At 45.2% G+C, this 20,538-nt stretch carries 12 protein-coding genes; 6 read left to right on the top strand and 6 right to left on the bottom strand.

Annotation, left to right across the window (positions count from 1 at the left end; all coding sequences use genetic code 11):
* Positions 1-114: 114 nt before the first annotated feature.
* A complete protein-coding gene (locus IUA53_RS04765; protein ID WP_044057862.1) occupies positions 115-855 on the bottom strand; it encodes a glutathione peroxidase in 741 nt (246 codons plus the stop codon).
* Positions 856-1,187: 332 nt separating this feature from the next.
* Between IUA53_RS04765 and IUA53_RS04760 the strand changes: the two genes are divergently transcribed.
* The gene (locus tag IUA53_RS04760; protein WP_196898544.1) at positions 1,188-3,344 is read left to right on the top strand and encodes a diguanylate cyclase; all 2,157 of its coding nucleotides are present in this window, start codon (positions 1,188-1,190) and stop codon (positions 3,342-3,344) included.
* Between the two features lie 14 nt (positions 3,345-3,358).
* Entirely contained in the window at positions 3,359-3,679 is a 321-nt protein-coding gene (locus IUA53_RS04755) for an ADP-ribosylglycohydrolase (RefSeq protein ID WP_196898542.1), read from the top strand.
* A gap of 68 nt (positions 3,680-3,747) precedes the next feature.
* On the opposite strand, the gene prsR is transcribed toward IUA53_RS04755, so the two are convergent.
* Genes prsR through IUA53_RS04740 form a run of 3 tightly spaced genes read right to left on the bottom strand, consistent with a single transcriptional unit; the run spans position 3,748 to position 8,384 of the window.
* Positions 3,748-5,109 (bottom strand): PEP-CTERM-box response regulator transcription factor, encoded by a 1,362-nt coding sequence (prsR, locus tag IUA53_RS04750; protein ID WP_044057865.1) that lies wholly within the window; start codon positions 5,107-5,109, stop codon positions 3,748-3,750.
* 60 nt (positions 5,110-5,169) lie between these two features.
* Positions 5,170-7,200 (bottom strand): XrtA/PEP-CTERM system histidine kinase PrsK, encoded by a 2,031-nt coding sequence (prsK, locus tag IUA53_RS04745; protein WP_196898540.1) that lies wholly within the window; start codon positions 7,198-7,200, stop codon positions 5,170-5,172.
* Between the two features lie 59 nt (positions 7,201-7,259).
* Complete coding sequence (locus IUA53_RS04740) at positions 7,260-8,384, bottom strand: beta-ketoacyl-ACP synthase III (RefSeq protein ID WP_196898538.1); 1,125 nt, start codon at positions 8,382-8,384, stop codon at positions 7,260-7,262.
* 722 nt (positions 8,385-9,106) lie between these two features.
* On the opposite strand from IUA53_RS04740, the gene IUA53_RS04735 reads away from it, so the two are divergent.
* The 4 genes from IUA53_RS04735 to IUA53_RS04720 all read left to right on the top strand — a co-directional run bounded on the left by IUA53_RS04735 (position 9,107) and on the right by IUA53_RS04720 (position 17,736).
* On the top strand, positions 9,107-9,985 hold the full coding sequence (locus IUA53_RS04735; protein ID WP_196898537.1) for an NAD(P)-dependent oxidoreductase: 879 nt from the start codon (positions 9,107-9,109) through the stop codon (positions 9,983-9,985).
* Between the two features lie 234 nt (positions 9,986-10,219).
* Positions 10,220-11,521, top strand: a complete 1,302-nt coding sequence (locus IUA53_RS04730) for an MFS transporter (protein ID WP_044057869.1) — start codon at positions 10,220-10,222, stop codon at positions 11,519-11,521.
* Between the two features lie 377 nt (positions 11,522-11,898).
* A complete protein-coding gene (locus IUA53_RS04725; RefSeq protein WP_196898535.1) occupies positions 11,899-14,619 on the top strand; it encodes a chondroitinase-B domain-containing protein in 2,721 nt (906 codons plus the stop codon).
* A 78-nt stretch (positions 14,620-14,697) separates the two neighbouring features.
* A complete protein-coding gene (locus IUA53_RS04720; RefSeq protein WP_196898533.1) occupies positions 14,698-17,736 on the top strand; it encodes a TonB-dependent receptor in 3,039 nt (1,012 codons plus the stop codon).
* Between the two features lie 125 nt (positions 17,737-17,861).
* Here IUA53_RS04720 and IUA53_RS04715 read toward each other — a convergent pair whose 3' ends face one another.
* Both IUA53_RS04715 and IUA53_RS04710 read right to left on the bottom strand, forming a co-directional pair.
* Positions 17,862-19,661: a choice-of-anchor I family protein gene (locus IUA53_RS04715; RefSeq protein WP_196898531.1), complete on the bottom strand. Its 1,800-nt coding sequence runs from the start codon at positions 19,659-19,661 to the stop codon at positions 17,862-17,864.
* Positions 19,662-19,883: 222 nt separating this feature from the next.
* Entirely contained in the window at positions 19,884-20,372 is a 489-nt protein-coding gene (locus IUA53_RS04710) for a hypothetical protein (protein WP_196898529.1), read from the bottom strand.
* Positions 20,373-20,538: the final 166 nt, after the last annotated feature.

Raw genomic sequence — 20,538 nt, 5'->3', positions numbered from 1 at the left:
AGTTGTTTGCACTCACCTATTACCACTTACCAACAAGTGTACCAATGAGCTTAAATGAATAAGGCCATGTTACCATGGCCTTTATTGGATGATTAACAACGAGAAAGTAAAAATCTAAGCAAAGTACGCTTCTAAATCGTCTGAACCACCGATGTGCTTTCCGCCAATAAAGACTTGAGGCACAGTTTCTCTTCCCGTTATTGCTGAAAGGCTGGTAAGCGACACACCTTTACCTAGGACAATCTCTTCGTAGTCGTACCCTTTTTCAGTCAAAAGCGTTTTTGCCTTTGAACAGAATGGACAGTTAGGTTTGGTGAAAAGTGACACGGGTGCTTTTGTCTCTTCATCCGGTGCAATATGCTTAAGCATAGTGTCAGCATCGGAAACCTCAAATGGGTCGCCAGGCACATCTGGCTCGATAAACATTTTATCAACTACGCCATTTTTCACTAACATGGAATAACGCCAGCTTCGTTTACCAAAACCTAAATCAGCTTTATCAACCAACATTCCCATACCGTCTGTGAATTGGCCATTTCCATCAGGAAGAAGGGTGATATTTTCCGCCTCTTGATCCGCACCCCATGCATTCATCACAAACGTATCATTAACTGAGACGCAAACAATTTCATCTACGCCATACTTCTTAAATACTTTTGCTAGCGCATTGTAACGAGGTAAATGCGTAGATGAGCAAGTAGGCGTAAAAGCACCGGGTAAGGAAAATACCACTACGGTTCTGTCTTTAAAAATGTCGTCACTGTGCTTGCTTACCCATACTTCACCCTCTCGCACCGGAAACGACACGGAAGGCACCGTTTGCCCTTCTTTATTTACAAAACGACTCTCTGACATAACGCTCTCTATATTCTTAGCTATTTGCGTTCAAGCATAGAGAATTCTGCAGGAAAATAACAGCGCTTCGTAGCCGATATCAAGGTAAAGGAGCGTGTTTTTCTGGGGATGGCGGGCGAACCCCACTTTTGCACTGTCTAACCCCTATCACGGGCCAGCGAATTTATACTTTGGTCTAAATACACATACCCTTCTGGCCGCTTTTACCCTTCACTTTCTTAGTTCGATTAGTCAATATTGGTGATGTGTAGTACGGGTTGCCACCACCAGATGTTAGGGTACGCAAACCGTAAGTTGCTAATAAATTGGCAAGATAAAGGTGGGCAAATCTCATGCTATTCCGCGCCCCTGTTGTGCAAATTAAGCGCTTAACGCTCAGTGTGCTATGCCTTTTTGTGCCTGCGGCCATGGGCAACCCCGCAACGGCTGATTCACGCCAATCCTCGCCTCAGCAAATTGAGCAAGTTTCAGTAGAGCAAGTCGCGCAATATGTCGCCAAACATGCCTATGAGCAAGCGGAACAACTCACGTTGCTGTCCATAGAAAAGGCCAAACAGGGAAACATACGTTCCCCTTATACCTTCTTTCAATTAGGTACCATTCTTCAAAATGCCGACCGCTACCAATCGTCAAACCAGGCGCTTCGGCTGGCATTAGCGCAATATACTCAGTTGGGCGAACTCAATATGGTATCTCGTACCCTATTAGCTCTTGGTACGTCTGAACATCACCTAGCGAAGTATGCTAGTGCATCTAACTACTTTCACAGAGCCAGGTCTATCGCAACCATGCAAGGCGATGGAGCGTTCGAAGCCGAAATACTCATGCAACTGGGTATTATGCAAAAAGAACAAGGAGAGATTGAGCAGGCACTGGCCACCTTAAAATCAGCCTTAGCACTATTTCGCCAGCAACAAGTGTTACACCGTATTAGTGCGTGTTTAGCGAATATTGGGGATGTTTATCTTACGCTGTCTTATTTTTCTGATGCACGGCGCTATTACGAAGATGCCTTCGCCATGGCGCAAACGCTAGAGTCTACCGCCCTTCAAGGAGATATTACGGCGAAACTTGGCGCCGTAGAACTACGCGAAGGACAAACGTCCCGGGCCATCGACCTTTTCAACCAAGCATTATTGCTACTTCATCAAGACGGCGATACTGCCGCAACGTCTGAAACCAAGATGTTGTTAGGTGAAGCACTAGTAAAACATGGTGATACTCAAGCCGGCTTGACCTTGTTGAACAACAGCTATGGCTATGCATTACAAACAAATCGACACCCTTTAATTAAGCAAACCCGCCTTGCCCTTGCAAATGCCATGCTGGCGATTCAAGATTTTGATCAAGCGTTAAAGTATGCCCAAAATGGTACGCTTCATGCGCGGGAAGTAAGTGATATACGCAGCCAAATGGACTTTTTAACGCTGCAAGTTAACGCCTATGCAGCCAAGGGCGATTTTCGAAAAGCCTTAGATATCCAGTCAGTTTTGCAGTCCATCAGAGAAAAGATGCTGCAAAGTGAAAACCAAGCCGTGATAGGAAGATTACAGGCAGAAGTGGAGTTAGAGCGCCAATCCCAAGCCCTACAAATGCTAAAGAAAACCAAGGCCATGGAACTGGCTCAGGCAGAACATAGACACCTTGCCACCACACTAGCATGGAGCATTAGCTTAGCCGCCGTACTCACCTTATTTTTGATTTGGGGGCGGTTTAAACAGCGCCAGCAAAATATCGTATTACGGCGGGAAGTGCGCCAAGCCACCGTTGAATTAGAGAATAAAAACAGTGAGCTGGAGAACGCTTATAAAACCCTCGAGCAAGTGAGTTTAAGGGATACACTGACCGGTTTATATAATCGACACTACCTCGAGTCTCAACTACCCGCAGAAATAAAGCGTAGCCAATTTGCCATTCGCCAAAATAAAGAAGGCGTTAAAGCGAACCAAGACTTACTTTGCTTGCTTATTGATATCGACCACTTCAAACGTATTAACGATGATTTTGGTCACATCGCGGGAGACAAAGTATTGGTGAAGTTCAGTCAAATTTTGCGTGAAGTCTTTAGGCAAACCGACCTTATCATACGTTGGGGCGGCGAGGAGTTTCTGGTTGTATGCCGACAATCAAGCAAGCAAGAGCTTCCAGAATTAGCCGAACGTTGCCGAGCAGCTGTAGCAGAGTCCACTTTTGACGTGAACGCAGACACCCCCATTCAAGTGACATGCAGTATAGGGTTTAGTGTTTTGCCACCGCACCATAACACCCAATTTGATGAAAATTGGCAACAAACATTTGCCTTGGTAGATTACTGTTTATACGCCGCTAAATTAAGTGGAAGAAATGGCTGGGTGGGTGTTACCGACTCAAGTTCACAGCGGAAAGCCTCCCCTTCTTCATTACCCATTGATAAGAAGTTTAACTTTAGCCAATCGAAAATTGCCACTTCATTTAATAACATTGCCAGCATAACCTGGCCAGATGAGTGAAAGGAGCGTTAAATATGTATCGCAGCTGTTGTAGTTGTCAGGCCGTACAGTTAGAAATAGACGGTAGCAGCCTAAACGACCTTGATGTTGAAACCTTATCTTGTAGTGACGACAAGTCATTCATTTTAGAGGCTCACCGTGAAGAAGTTGTCATTGATTGCGAACCGTCAGTGCTAGGGTCTATGCAATCGACTCCCGGCGTGAAGCAGTACTTTTGCAATCTATGCTCAACCCATCTATTTAGCGAAAACCCACACGGTAAAATTCAGTTGCAGGTAAACTTTTACGGGCATGACTTGTTATCAGAACACCATGGCCAATTTCACCTGCCCTAAACCAGCGTTAAGTGGGCCTTGGCCTCGCTGATCGAGTGCGCACAAGGCTCACCCGACCGTTCTGCCCATTAGGTATTTGTTTTAAGATCTTCTAAGTTGTATTTGTCGAGCAAGGAATACAGCGTTGGGCGCGTTATCCCAAGTAACTCGGCGGTTTTAGACATATTACTATCTGACTTTTGATACGCCCGCCGAATAGCTCTACTTTCAGCAATTTCTCTCACTTCTCGCAAGTTCAACGTTTCAGGTTCGGCGTTACCACTAACAGGCATCAAGCCTAAATCATCCGGCTGAATGACCGACCCTTCCGCCATAATAACCGCCGATTTCAGCTTGTTCTGCATCTCACGAATATTACCGGGCCATTTGTGGGCCAGCATGGCTTGAATCGCGGGTTCTGAAAAGCTCTTCGCCTTCGCATTGAATTCTTCCCGATACATTTTCAAGAAGGTTCGAGCAAGGAGTATGATGTCTTGATCTCTGTCACGAAGCGGTGGGATCAAGATAGGAATTTCCCCCACCCGATAATACAAATCTTCACGGAAGGTTTCGTCTGCCACCATAGCTTGTAAATCCCTGTGGGTGGCGCAGATAACCCGAATATCCACGGGGATTTCGGCGCGGCCACCCACCCGCTCAATGACACGCTCTTGTAAAAATCGGAGCATTTTGGCCTGCAGACCAATGGGCATATCGCCAATCTCATCAAGAAAAAGCGTGCCCCCTTGTGCGGTTTCAATCTTTCCAAGGGTGGTTTTATTGGCCCCTGTAAATGCCCCTTTTTCGTACCCGAACAACTCACTCTCAAGTAAGTTTTCGGGAATGGACGCACAGTTTATTGCAACAAAAGGTTTATCCTTTCTAGGACTATGTTCATGAATACTGCGAGCAAATACTTCTTTACCTGTCCCACTTTCCCCTAATAACAAGGTACTTATATCGGTGGCCGCAATTTTTTCTGCCTTTTTCACCACGGTTTGAATGGCTTCGCTATTTCCCACAATACGGCTCATGCCGGTGCGGATTTTCGACAATATGCTATTTTCGTGCTCAAGTTTTGCTAAATTGAGTGCGCGATTAACCAGCAACTTAATGGTGTCTGAGTCTATGGGCTTTTGATAAAAATCATAAGCGCCAAAATTTACCGCTTTCAATGCATTTTCTTTTTCATTGTTCCCTGTCACTACGATAACTTTGGTTCGCGGCGCCAGCGACACTATATCTTGCAGTATGCGTAACCCTTCTGACGCGTTGGCGGGATCCGGTGGCAAGCCTAAATCTAAGGTGACCACTTTAGGTTCATAACGACGAACTTGCCTAATTGCAGAATCGTAATCATCAGCGAACACCACGTTGTAATCGGTAAGGCTCCACTTTAATTGTTTCTGAATACCTAAGTCGTCATCTACCACTAAAATGGTATCTGTCATGCGCATTATCCTATGTTACGTCGTCCATATACTGGCGCGTTTCACACGCCACGTTTTTGCTTAAACAAGAGGGAAAGCGAGGGTAAAACAACTGCCTTTCCCTGGAACGCTTTGTACCGTCAGTTTACCACCAATCGACTCCATGTAGGTTTTTGCATCATGTGCACCTATACCCATCCCTGCATTGCCTTTGGTGGTATCGAAGGGCTTGAACAGCCTATTCTCGATAAAATCTGCATCCATGCCAATGCCAGTATCTTCAATTAAGACTAATTGTTGATTATGCTGTGCGTTTCTCGTTAATACGATATCAATGGTGCCGCTATCGTCTGTGGCTTGCTGGGCATTGCTGATAATGTGGTAAAGCACATTCGCCACTTTTTCTTTGTCCACTGACACCTCACCTTCTTGCAGCTTATGCAAACTAGGTAAAGGCAAATTACCCGCACAGCGATTCTTCACAACCTCATCAACCACTTTTGATAACATGCATGCGGCATTCGCTTGTTGATTATCTTCTACACTTTTATCGGTCAACTGCTTCAACATACGATCCATTCTAGCTTTAGTATGAGTGAGCGTGTCGAAGGTGTCTTCTATAAATTCTGGATTATGTTTATGTTGTTGTGCATTCGCTAAAATCAGGTCGACTTGGGCCAAAACATTTTTTAAGTCGTGTACCACGAAAGCTGACATGCGGTTGAAAGCGGCAAATTGCGCATTTTCTGCCACCGCTTCAGCGGCTTCATGGTGAAATATATACATACTAATTTGCTCGGTGACCGCCGTGAGATAATCACGCACTTCCCAGTTCAAGTGCACTTTTTCTTTTTCACCCGCTGCCAGTACGGCAAACCCCCAAATTTTATCGTTATCAAATAAGGGCAGGTAGAGTTGATAACCCCAGCCTTTTACCGACTCTCTGTCTAACTGCAGCCCTTTATAATTAAAAGGTTTAACAATAAATTCGTTTAAATCGATAAACCAAGAATGAGACATGCTGTAATCAGTAAGTGTGCGCAAGATCTTCTTTTCTTGCCCATCTAACGGCAAAGGCTGCGCTTCAGCCAGCAATTCAAAACCACCGTTTTTGCATTTATAGAGTTTTCCAGTGTCGTATTTAATGGCCTGTAAAATACCCTGTAACGCACTGTCGTAAACCGCACTTTTTGAGGTCATGGAAGAAGATAATATCTTGGTTAATTTAATCCACTCCACACGATAATCATATTGGTTTGCAAAGAAATGCTTGGTAATGAATACCTTTATTTTCGTTCTAAATGAATTCGACAAAAACACCGATGCCAATAACGCAAACGACATCACCACTAAGATGATTTGGATCGTTGCCCCCCAACTGCCACCGATATAATTAATGGCGTACCCAATGACCGCCATAATAAATAAGTACGCGCCAGCCACCAGCAAAAGCGAGCTATGAAGCACTACATCCCGTGAAATAAAGATGTCTACGCCCCAATGGCTTATTCGTCTTATCGCTACCACCAGAAATGGAATAAGTAAAAAATAAATATATCCCCGCGCCGCCAAATAACCTACTTCCACTTGATTGACCATAGTGGCATTGGCATACGTTACAAATTCAAAGAGGTGCGTGGCGCCCAAATACAGGACTAAAGGTTTGTATGCCCATTGATCGTTATCGGCTTGACGATACAAAACTTCAAGCAAAATGAGTATTTCTAGCGACAATACAATCAGCATGAGATAGCGCCAAGAGGCATCTATCCAAATGAGGTTGGGAATAATAAATGCAAATAAACCAGGCAGAACGATGAACATGGTGACAGGCCTCAACAAGACCTGCCTGATACTGGTAAAGTTATCTTGAATACAGCCCGCTAGAAACAGCAACCATGCTAACTGTTTCATCGCGTCAGCAGTGAGAAGCCAAGATAAACTGACGGGCCCAAACACGGTGGAAATCATGCTGGATGACCAAAACACCGTGGTGGCTGTGGCTAGCACCAATAAATGTTTGGCCACGCCAGGTTTACGCACCGTAAACAAAAGCAGCAACAATAAAAAATGCGCCAAACTGTTCAGGCCGTAGCCAATATCTGAAATCATCCGTTTCTTCGCCTATTTATTTTTATTATTCAGCGACCATGGCTTGCGATAGGCTTACCTTACCGTTTTTGCACAACCAAAGAGCCGATGGAATATCCTGCCCCAAACGAGCACAAAATACCAACATCGCCTGCGTCTAAGTCTTGATGATAAAGTCCAAATGCAATCACCGACCCTGCTGAGGCAGTGTTGGCATACTCGTCAAGGACAATAGGTGCTTCTTCTTTACTTGCTTCACGCCCCAGTAGGCGCTTACAAATAAGTGTGTTCATATTGATATTAGCTTGGTGTAACCACCATCGACGCACATCGGCTGGCGTTAAGTTATGTCGAGACAAGTGTGACTCAATATGATCTGCCGCCATTGGACACACTTCTTTAAACACCTTTCTACCCGCTTGATGAAATAGTTTGTCTGGCCCGTAAGGGTCAACGTCTTCAGCCCGGGTCATATAGCCAAAATTAGAGCGTATATTGTTAGAAAACTTAGTCACCGCTTGCGTACTGAGTACATCAAATACGTGTTCACTGGTTGCCGTATCTGCCATTTCCATGACGGTGGCAGTGGCAACATCACCAAAAATAAAGTGACTGTCTCTATCCGTGTAATTAATTTGCGGAGAGACCAATTCAGGATTGATTACCAATACACATTTTGCATTGCCTGCACTTAACATTTCATAGGCACGGTGCATCCCAAAGGTGGCGGCAGAACATGCCACCAACATGTCGAAACCAAAACCTTCGATATTCAAGGCTTCTTGCACTTCAATGGCGATGGCGGGGTAAGCGCGCTGCGTATAGGCACAAGATACAATCACTGCGTCAACGTCTTGCGCTGACTTATTGGCAGAAGCCAAGGCGAGCTTAGCGGCCTCAACAGCAATTTCAGCTTGATGAGATAAAGCATCATCCTCGCGAGGGGCAATAAGAGGCTTCATTCGGTTGATGTCTAACGCCCCTTCTTTTTGATAAATGTAGCGACTTTTTATGCCTGACGCTTTCTCAATGAATTCTGCGCTTGAGTACGGCATGGCTTGACATTCACCCGCCGCTATCTTGTCAGCATTCTGGGCATTGAAGCTATCTACATAGGCATTGTAGCTGCTAACCAATTCTTCGTTTGTAATACTCTCTTTAGGGTGCCAAACACCCACGCCGCTTATTACGATCTGCTGAGACATAATTTTCTCTTCGTTAATCTATTATCTTATTACACTGGCACTATTGTCGCCTAGCGCCTCGTCAGTGCTCCCCCTGCCCACAAAATGATGACGAGTTTCATTCGGCTCAATCATCCATCTCGGTTCTCTCATCTTCTTGGTCAGTTCGTGTCCTAACAACCAAGACAAACCGATATGTATCCTGGGTGCTTCATGGGGCACGCTATGGGTACTTCACGATCTCTTATAGGGATAATAGCTTACCGCAATCCTTGCTCACTGTAACTATTCGCCCCTTCTAAACTGACGTATTTCCCTGCCAGTTAACGAATTTTGTTTCAGGGAGGTCAGTCCAATCCTGGTTAATTTTCTTGCAAGGGTTAGCCGGCATGCACACATTGTAGTAGCCGCCCCCCTAAACTCAACCTCGACTGACAACACAAGAATGCATGCGGCTATTGCCCTTGCTTATGGCCAACCCACACACAACGGAATCTTCAGGCACTTTAATAAAACGTTAATTAAAACCCAGCGTCAACGGTTAAAAATAGACCAAAGAAACAATTATTTTACAATTTACGCGGTTATTGACCCGCAATTGGTTGACAAATTGGAAAGATAGAAATACCGTTTAAATTAAGAATTGGTAATAACAAAGGCGCAAATTTACTCTTAGCGCCCTACACCGTTAAATTAATCGCAGGCGATCTGGCGCATGCGTATCAGTATTTGAGGATATAAATATGTCAAAACCCACTATCGGTTTCATCGGTCTAGGTCTTATGGGCGGCAATATGGTCGAGAACCTTCAAAATAAAGGTTACGAACTTACCGTCATGGACTTGAACGCCGATGCAGTTAAAGCCTGTGTAGATCGTGGCGCTAAATCAGCATCGTCAGCGAAAGAGCTAGCGGAAAACGCTGACATCGTTATGCTTTGTTTAACGACTTCAGCTATTGTTGAGTCGGTCATGTACGCTGAAGACGGTATTATGGCGGGCGTTAAAGAAGGTGCTGTAGTGGTTGATTTTGGCACCTCTATTCCGGCGTCTACGCGCAAAATTGGGGCTGACCTTGCTGCAAAGGGTGTGGGCATGATTGACGCACCACTAGGCAGAACGCCTGCTCATGCAAAAGATGGCCTATTAAACATCATGGCATCTGGCGACAAAGACACCTTTGAAAAAGTGAAGTCAGTACTAGAAGACCAAGGCGAGAACGTATTCCACCTAGGTGAACTGGGTGCTGGTCACACGACTAAATTAATTAATAACTTTATGGGCATGACTACCGTGTGTGCTATGTCTCAGGCATTTGCAGTCGCAGACCGTGCAGGTGTAGACCGCCAGCAATTGTTTGACATCATGTCAACAGGACCATCAAGCTCTCCTTTCATGCAATTCTGTAAGAACTACGCTGTCGACAACGTAAGTGACTTAGGCTTCTCAATCGCAAATGCGAATAAAGACCTGGGCTACTTCCTTAAGATGGTAGAAGATTTAGGCACAGAGTCTAAAATTGCCGAAGGCTCTTCAGCAAACCTGCAAGCAGCCTTTGACGCAGGTATGGGGAATGGCAATGTACCTGAAATTTTTGATTACTTTCTTACGTTAAACAAATAACAATAACGACTGTAATTACGGTGTGGAAAAGATAGCAACAAGGTCGTCGTTTTCTTTTCCACTGAATAAAACCCTATTTTAATGTTTACTCTACTTTTGGGTTTTATGGTAAGCGCTCAAACCTCTCTCTAAATAGATAATTTAATTTTTGATGGGTTTGATGCCTGCACTTAAGACTTTCCATAAAGCACCTTAGTAGCAAAATAGTAAACAGCCACATAGAGAAGTGATACCGTGAAGATAAAAGGTTTACGTTGGTGGGTTATTGCATTAATTGCCCTAGCTACAATTATCAATTACATCGACAGGCAGGCGCTGAGTGTACTATGGCCCGCCATCGTTGAAGACTTATTTCCCGACAAATCCGCTTTAGAACGTAAACAGATATATGCGAATATTTCTATTGTATTTGTCTTCTCTTATGCATTCGGTCAAGCCATCTTCGGAAAGATTTTTGACTGGGTGGGCACCCGAGTAGGTTTTGTTCTCTCCATTGGTGTTTGGTCTCTTGCTACCATTGCCCATGCTTTTGCTAAGGGCGTCGTTAGCTTCAGCATATTCCGTGGCATTTTAGGTATCGCAGAAGCCGGTAACTGGCCGGGCGCGACAAAGGGCAATGCAGAGTGGTTTCCAACCAAAGAACGGGCACTCGCACAGGGCCTGTTTAACTCTGGTGCAGCCATTGGCGGTATCATTGCATTTCCAATTATTGCCTTCTTAACGCTACATTTTAGCTGGCAAATGGTCTTTATTATTGTTGGTGCAATCGGTTTATTGTGGTTACTTCCTTGGATCATTATCGTTAAAGCACCACCTAGCATGCATTCGTGGATTACCGACGAAGAGCGTGAATACATTCTAACAGGTCAACGTCGCGTCAAAGAAAACGACGATGATGAGGAAGAAGAAGAATACAATCCTACCTCTGGTCAAATCCTGTCTCACAAGCAAAGCTGGGGTGTCATTATTGCTTCTGCAGCCATTGACCCTATCTGGTGGCTATTTGTGTTCTGGATCCCTATTTATTTGAACGAAGTGTACGGCATGAACGTGACCGAGATTGGTATTTACGGTTGGGTGCCTTACGTTGGTGCCATGCTAGGCGCATGGTTTGGCGGCTTGTTAGCGCAAAACCGAATTGCGGCGGGCTGGAACACAGACAAAACCCGGAAACTTGTGATTACACTTGGCTGTTTAATTATGCTACCGGCATTAATAGCCATGTCTAACCCAGGCGCACCAACGGTAGCAGTGCTCATTATGGCTGTCATTCTTTTCGGATTCCAAACTGCCATTGGTAACGTGCAGACCTTACCAAGTGACTTATTTGGTAAAAAGGCGGTAGGTACCCTTTCAGGGTTCTCAGGTATGGCCGCAAAGCTAGGCGCTGTAGGTTTAACCTCATTGGTGCCTTATCTTACTGCCGACGGTAACTATACCCCTGCATTTGTGATTGGTGCGTCCCTTGCCATTATCGCCGTGGTGGCTATTTGGGTCTTCATTCCAAAAGTTGAACCCTTGAAGAAAAAAGCGTAATCACCCACTGATTTAATCACGAATAAGAAGCAGCTGATGTGGTCACACAACAGCTGCTTTTTTTATTTCTCACTTCCCCTGTAACCTTCTTACGCTATTCACTGACCACAGCATCACCCCCACACTTAACAATTGGACACACCAAATATTAACTTTTGGTAATAACACAACAACACTCTTAACCGTAAGTTAAGTGTTATTTTTGTACTTAATGTTAAGAAAAAAATGTAAAACCAGTGGCAAATGTAAAATAATTGTGTTCTTATTAGCCCTAAGTCGATATTTTGGTAACAAAGATAATCGACATTGGTAATAACAAAAGCACCCTACAGGTAAGACTCTTACCTAGCACAAAAAACCTGGAGAATAACGCCATCATGAAGATTAAAGCATTTGCCCTGTGCGCTATTGCTGCAGCCATTACTGGATGTAGTTCGGATGTGGATAATAACAACAACCCCAATACACTGGGGTCTATATCACTTTCTGGTACACCAACATCAGGACAAACACTTTCCGCCTCGGTAAGCGATCCTGATGGCATCTCTGGTACTGTTAGCTATTACTGGTACGCAGATGATGCGGTCATCGAAGGTGAAAACGATTCTACCTTTGTGCTTACCGATGATTATATTGGTTCATCAATCACTGTTCAGGGGTCTTACACTGATGATGGTGGTATTAACGAATCACATATTAGTGATCCCACCGATGAAGTCTCTGCTATTGTTTTTGATGCTACCGTATCAATTAGTGGCGATGCACTCATAGGCTCAACGCTTACTGCCACCGTTGAAGACGATAACGGCATTGAGAATGCGACTATCATTTATACTTGGTATGCCGACGACGCAGAAATTGAAGGTGAAGTGCTTTCTACTCTTACGCTAGAAGAAGCACAATTTGGAAAAGTCATTACCGTGATGGCTACCTTCGAAGATGACCGTGGATTCAGCGAATCGCCAACATCGGCCGCCACCGACCCTGTTGCACGTACAAATTCAGAAGGCGCTATCACTATTCTAGGTACGCCCACTGTGGGCAACGAACTCACCACGACCATCGCTGACGAAGATGGTGCATCAGGCAGCATTGCTTACCAGTGGTACGCTGACGATACCGCCATTAACGGCGCAACATCCAGCAGTTATACTGTTGAATCTTCCCTTGTTGGCGCTGTCATTACGGTAACAGCAACTTACGTAGACGATAATGGTTTTGATGAAGAAATTACCTCACAAGCCACTATTCCTGTATCAGCACAAGCGGTAAACGAAGATGGCAGCATCGAAATTAGCGGTACTGCCCCCTACCTTGCAGATGCCACCCTCACTGCCGTCATCACCGACAATAACGGGTTTGATGAAGCGGATGTGACCTATACATGGTATGCAGATGGTGAAGCCATCGACGGCGCAACCGGTAGTACTTACACGCCGACGACTGATGCTGGCGCAATTATTTCAGTGAGTGCCGTTTATACCGACAAAGATGCGTTTCCTGAAACTGTTTCTACAGCCCTTGATTCCATTATTTATTCACAGGTCCTTTCTGATGCTGCAAGCTTAGTGAGTGCAATAAACGGGGGCCTAGCCGATGGCGATGTCATTGGATTAGCCACGAACGTGTATACCGACTTAGACGCCATCATGCTAACCAGCGCGGTCACACTCACCGCTTTAGAAGATAATCAACCGGTCATTTCGGGCGAAACTTGTATTAATATCGCGAGTAGCGTTGATGGCGCGGCCATTCGCGGCCTTACGTTCCAGAATATTGATACAAAAGCCGATTCCTACTGTGAAGCTGAAGAAGAAGCGGTGATTTACTCGGAAGGCGATAATTTCGAGTTTACACAGAATACAATGGACGGTGATCAAGAGACACTGAATGAGGAAACGTATCATTGGTTAATGGTTAAAGGCTCAGGCGCACTTATTGAGCGCAACACCTTTACCAACCGAAACAACGCCGTTAACGGCTCGGTCATTAAACTTGCCTCATCAGGCTCAGACCATGTCATTCAGTACAACCTTTTTGAAAATGCAAACAACCCTAACTTTGATGAATCAAGCTTACTACTCCTTAACTTAGGTAGCACTACAGGTGCAGATGCCGCTGAGGAAGCTAACTTTGTCGTGCAGTATAACCGTATAGACAGCTTCGTCAGTGGTAGACGCCTAATGCGTGTTCAAACCTCTGGGGCAACAATTAAAGGCAACACCATTGTTAACGCCAACGGGGGCATTTCCTTGGAAGATGGTGGTTTCAACGTGGTGGAAGACAACATCATCATTCGCACTACCGATATCGCCAGTTCTGATGATAGACCTAGCGGTGTATTAGTCACGCCTTTAGGTCATACAGTGGTGAATAACTACATTGCGGGTATTCGCTCTGGCAACAAAGAAGCCGGTGGTATCGTGTTTACGGCGAACCCATTCTCGCAAGCAGATGGTGGTGTCCCTAATGCTGGCAACCAGGCTGTGCTTGATGGCTCTGGTGATTTATCGCTAACGGTCACCAACAACACTGTGCTTAACTCGCTACAACCTATCGTATTTAGTACTGAAATTGGCAGTAAAGCGCCGGTAGACGACTGTGACGAACTCACCGCAGATAACGCCCCGTTACTTTATTCACTTACCAAAAACTTCTTTGATATTAGTTTTGACGCCAATCTTATTGCCAATGGCCTCGACGATGATGCTTCAAAACAAGGTTTGTATTTCGATTCAGAAGCCATTAGCAGCGACCATGCTTTTGAGTACGACTGTGACCTTATCGACCACGAAGCATCTCTATTCTCAAATAACTTTGGTTTCATGGATAGCTACGCATCCGGTGACGTTGAAGATGAGTCTTGGGTAGATATCCGCCAGCTTAACGGTAACGGTGACTTTGATTCTGACGGTGCACTAGACCAAGACCCTGCAGCGAATGGTAAAGAAGTGCCTGAATTCACCACTGCAGCTAACGGGCTTGTAGAAACAGATTCTTCTGGTGCTCAAGCAGTAGCAGGTGCAAAAGGACTTTACTACATAGAAGCAAGTGATGTTGGTGTCGGCTCTACTTGGGTAGCCACCAACGAAGAATAAAGAATAACCCTACACATAAAAGTCACAAGGGCAAGCGATTGCCCTTTGTGCCACACAAAACACAACGGAGATATTGGAATGTCGTTGAAAAATAAACAACTACACACGCCAAGAAAGGAACTGTCGGTTTCCCAACAGTTTGCCCTTCACCCCACTGCGAAGTGGGTGAAAACGGCCATTTTCGCAGGACTAGCAAGCACTAGTGCATTCACACTGCAAGCCCAAGAAGCGCAAGTTACTGAAGAAGCTGATGAAGCAGTTGAGGTCATTGATGTTGTCGGTACACGCCGTACGATACAAGATCAGATTTCAATTAAACGTGAATCAACCACAGTGGTAGATGGCCTCTCTGCTGAAGATATTGGCGACTTACCTGCTTTATCAATTGGTGAAGCGTTAGAATCTATCACAGGGGCAGCCTCGCACCGTGAAAATGGTGGCGCCACTGAAATTACAATCCGTGGTTTAGGCCCCTTCTTAAGTGCCACACATATTAATGGACGAGAAGCCACCAATGGTAGTGGTGACCGCTCGGTAAACTTCTCACAATTCCCGTCGGAGCTGGTGAAAAAAGTCGCCATTTACAAAACCCAAGACGCTTCAATGATTGAAGGCGGTGTTGCCGGGGTAATTTCCCTTGAAACCGTTCAACCCCTTGATTACGGCAAGCAGCGCATCCAGGGTGAAATTAAGGGCAACTACAACCCTGATCAAACGAACGTTGAAAACTCATTTGAAAACGACCTAGGTTACCGTGGCACGGTAAGCTATGTGGACCAATTTGAATTCGATGATGGTTCTGCCTTCGGTATCTCGGTTGGCCTTCAGCGCCAGGATATTACACAGCCCGAAGCTGAATACAGAAGCTCTAGCCCTACAGGGTCATCACTATGGGCCTGTTTAAACGACCCCACTAACACCAATGAAGGCTTCTTCCGCAGCAGCGCTGGGGACTGTGAAGACCAGGTGAGCGGTAGCAGTAACCAAGGATACGACACGACTATCGATCCGGAAACTGGCGAAGCGGTAAGCGCAGGCTCTCCTTATGCTTGGACTGGCAGTAGCCGTAGCTATCGCCAGAACGAAACGTCAGACGAACGTGACGCGTTCTTCCTTGCTATGCAATACCAACCTAATGAGTCATGGGACATCAATATTGATACTCAATACTCTAAGCGTGTGCAAAGAGAAGCAAGACATGACCTTATCTTCCTTCAAAAGCGCGCTATTCCAGGTCTAACTGGGCCTACCCTAGTGACAAACTCAGTGGGCGGGATATTGCACTGGGAAGGCCAAGATCGTATTGAATCATCGGGGGAGCAGTTCTCTCGGGAAGAAATCTACAAAGGCATCGGTCTCAACATTGAACACTATGCCACTGATTTGTTAACACTGAAATTTGACGTAGCCTACTCAAATACTGAGCGTGAAGAACTACAAATTTCAAACAGGGCTCGCACCGCAGACCTTATCCCGTTCACGTGGGATATGGGGGATAACATTCCCCATTTCAGCATTACTGATTTTGATGTTACCGATATTACCAACTTCACTGATAGCCTGCGTACGCGATTAGATCGTGAAAACAGCCGTGAAAATGAAGTTATTTCCGCTAAATTCGACTTCCAATACATGCTAGGTAGTGATGTATTCACCAGTATTGAAGGTGGCTTGAGAGCCTCTGAACTTAGCTTCTTACAATATGGTGGGACACAAGGTAATGGTTCGCGTACTGAGTACACGTTAGATACGTCGAACACCGCAGCACTTGATGTACTTGAATCTTGTCAAATAGACTTCCCGGAAACAGACTTTCTATCCAGTGTTTCAGACGGAGACATCATTACCAACGTAGATAGCGACGGCAATGTAAACAGCAGTGGCACAGGTTCTTCTTGGGCGACCTACGACAACAACTGCTTTGCCCAAGCCGTGGCAGCGTCTAACGGTGGTGACTTCGCTTTCCCTGAAGTTGAATATGAGAACGCGGGCACCATCGACGTGACCGAAAAAACCTACGCTGCCTACCTAATGGCGAATTACGACACAGAAATGTGGGGTAAGTTTGTTCGCGGTAACTTTGGTGTGCGCGTGGTTGATACAGAAGTCACTGCGATTGGCTTTAGAAGTTCTTTTGATGTGGTTTATGACGACTTAGGCGTAGTGAGCTTAGTCACTGGCGATTCGCTAGAACGCATCGAAGGTGGTGGTGGTTACACTGAAGTACTGCCTAGCGTTAACTTTGTCATGGATTACAGCGATGACATCTTGCTACGTGCAGGTATTTATCGCGGTATGTCTCGTGCCGATCCAAGTGATCTAGGCTATAGCCGAACTTTCCAAACCGATGATGATTTAGCGCCAACGTCTCTGTCTGACTTGCTAGTGGGTGTTAACGGTTCAGGTAACCCAAATACTCAGCCGCTTATGTCATGGAACTATGATGCAGCGATTGAATGGTACCCTAACGAAGATTCCATTTTTGCATTTGGCGTTTACTACAAACGCTTCACCGGTGGCTTCCAACAACAAACCGAGCTAGAAACGTTTGTTATTGAAGGCGAAAGTTATTCACTGCCTATCACTAACTCAGTCACCACTGATGATGCAAGTAACCTGGTAGGTATTGAAACCTCTATCGCCTATCGCTGGGATTCTGGTATTGGTGTGAAGGTTGGTTATAACTATGCTGACACTGATTATGAGTTTGAAGATAGCTTGTATGGTGATACGTTCATTACTGACGTGGACGGCAATACCACTCAGTTAACCGACGGTATCATTCCACCAGCCTCTGTACCTGGTTTCTCTGAGCATGTATTTAGTGCGCAAGTTTATTACCAAATTGGCGACCTAGATACAGCCGTTATCTATAAGTATCGTAGTGATTACTTCCAACCTTATACCAGTAACGGAACGCGTTTACGTTATGTCGATGAGGTGGGTGTATGGGAAGCACGTGCATCGTATAAGATTAACGAGCATACTCGACTTAAAGTGTCTGCTATTAACCTATTTAGCGCACCTAAGTCACAAGACTACTACGTGCAGGGCAACCTGGGCGAAGTTAATGACTATGGCCCACGTTTATTTGCTGGAATTACCGTGAAGTACTAAAGTTCACATCATGTCCTTAAAAAAAAGCCCCATCACTTTCCAGTGATGGGGCTTTTTTAATGCCAACTCATATAAAAAAGCGCCGATACAGTCGGCGCGTCATTTATGTCAATGAGCGGAAAAGTTTACAGTTCAGTAATCTGCCATACGGTAACAGTGCCGCTGACTTCATTTCCTACTAATAGCAATGGAACCCCTGTAGCACTATCATCAGCGCTGACAAATACTAGGCTTTCTGGTGCTAAGTCGCCAATGCCGTCGTCTGCATCTAGGCCTTCAGTCAGGTCACGGTTAATAATGTATTCTGAAAATTCAACATCGTAAGGGTTTGTCACATCGTAAACAAAAATACCTCCCATACGCTCGGTGCCAATGAACGCGTAAGTGCGATCACCCACGACACCCACTGTTAGTGCTTCTGGCTCAGGGCCTTTATTTTCAGAACGTGAATCACCTTCGTTTTCATCATCGCCATTATTGAATAATTCGCCATGAACTGATGCGGTGATGCGCTCAAAGTCGTCCCCCGAGTCGAACACCACCAAACCGTTTTGATCCCAAATAGTGAATGAGCGAGCACCGTAGGCATACGCCGCATCATATTCACCGTCACCATCCGCATCGCCCATGCCAATAGTGACACGTAAATCATCGGCTTCGCCATTGGCTTGCAAGGTGGCTAACTCTGAATTTGCTTCGGCGGTTAGATCTTCAACCTTCACTTCATCAAGGTAAGCAAGACAACCATCATCTTCATCAAACTCAAGGCCTCCTGCGATTAAGCACGCATCTTCATCATCGGCGTCGAAGAAATACTCTCTCGCATCACCTTCATTTGCAGTAACGACAAACGTGGCGTCCTTCCAAGTATAATTAGCGATAGTATCTGGTTGGTATACACCGTATAGCCCCTCGTATTGACCAAAGCTTACCGAACCATCTTCTTGAATATCGATGTTCAAGCCAGACCAAGATTTAACACCTAAACCGACGATCTCAACAGACAAGTCTTCTAAATCGACAACCGCAATGCCGTTATTTTCTTGCAAGCTAACATAAGCTATGTCGTTGGTTGCCGTGATGTATTCTGGTTCAAGGTCTTGTGCCACTGTGGTTGCAATTTCAACACCGTTAATAGTACGACCACTTGGGTTTGGAAACATCATACCTTGAGATAACAATGTCTCTTGCTCATCGTTAAAATCGGTAAAACTAATCGTACTTGCTGACTCTTCGGGCTCGCCGCTGGCAAGAATGTTAATCACCGAAATAGACCCCTCTGGGTCAACCGTATAATCACTAGAAGGTTCGCCTTCGTTAGCAACAAGCACCTTGCCGCCATCTGGCGTAAAAGTAACCATATCAGGCAGTGCACCTACCTCTACTTGGTCTAAAAATACCGGTGATGAACTATCTAGCCCGTTATAGAAAAGCACATAGCCATTGTCTGTTTTTGTGTCCGCAGGTACCGCTACCGCCATTAAGTCACCGCTAATAGCGATACTTGTTAAGCTGCCTAAAGTGACGCCATCAACTTCTTCTGGCAAGGTAATGTCGGTCACTGTCAGGTTTGTAGTGCCAATAGGATCGTCCATGGCAGAAGTTGGAATATTATCTGAACCTGCCGCAATAACAGCAATGGTATTGATGTCACCGTTTGTGGCGTAAATAGTTTGGGTATCGGCATGATACTGTACAATTTCTGCGGCAGTCTGATTGCCAAGATAAGCACGAGCAACCACATCTAGTGTAATACCGAGAGACGCATCTGTTCCATCTGCACCGGATTCGCCCTGTTCACCTTGCTCGCCCTGAGCCCCTGTTTCTCCTTGCTCACCGTCGTCACCATCAAGGCCACAGCCAGTAAGGGCGGCAGACACGAGTAACGCTAACAAACCGTATTTAAATTTATTTTGAGCGGCCATTTTCTAATCCTTATTTATTATTTGATAGCGCCGTCTGCAATCAATAAGACTTACATTTGTACTTCCTGTAATTGAACAAATGTCACTCCAGCCCTAGAAATAGATTGCTCGGCGATGATATACGTCTTGTATAAATTAGAGCCAGTGTATGACAGTAATATTAATTTAGCAAAAGCCCTACTCAACAAATATAAACCGTTATTATCCATGACAATTTAACGCTCAATAAGACAGGTCTACCTCATCGCAATTAGAGGTATTCACCACTTCTGTGGTGACTTCGCCAGCAACTTTAACAAACACACATTGCCCTGGATATCCTTCAAAATTATCAAGAATAACCGTGACCATATCGCCATCAACAGCCTTTAAAGAGACTTCATAACCCTGAAGGTCACCTTCGGCGATTGAAGTCGCTACTGAATATATCGCGGCCCCAAACAACGCCCCAACAAAGGCTTCATCTTCTGACCAACCTAATAACGCACCATCTAACGCTCCCCATAGCGCCGCTTCTTGTGCGTGAGATTCAAACTGTACTGGGGTGACATCATAGACACTGGCGTAAAACGTAGTGACAAACTGGTTTGCCGCGTGGTGAGGCACCCCAGACTGGCTAGCGCATCCGGCTAAATACAGGCTGGTTAAGCATAAACTCGTTAATTTGAACGCGCGATATTGGGCACGGGTAAAGTCGTTCAATGGCAACATGTGTGTTTCCTCAATTTATCTTTGGTGAAGTTGCAAATTAATGCAGGTAAACTGAACTGAGCCTTAACCAAAACCAAACGTTTGACGCCTACCCATGTGATCTAAATATCCCTAAAACACACTATCTGCTACTAATAGTCTTAAATAAATCTAAAATAACGCTTAA

This window comes from Alteromonas sp. B31-7, assembly GCF_015767655.1.
Taxonomy (GTDB): domain Bacteria; phylum Pseudomonadota; class Gammaproteobacteria; order Enterobacterales; family Alteromonadaceae; genus Alteromonas; species Alteromonas australica.
This window is presented reverse-complemented; position numbering and strand designations above follow the sequence as displayed.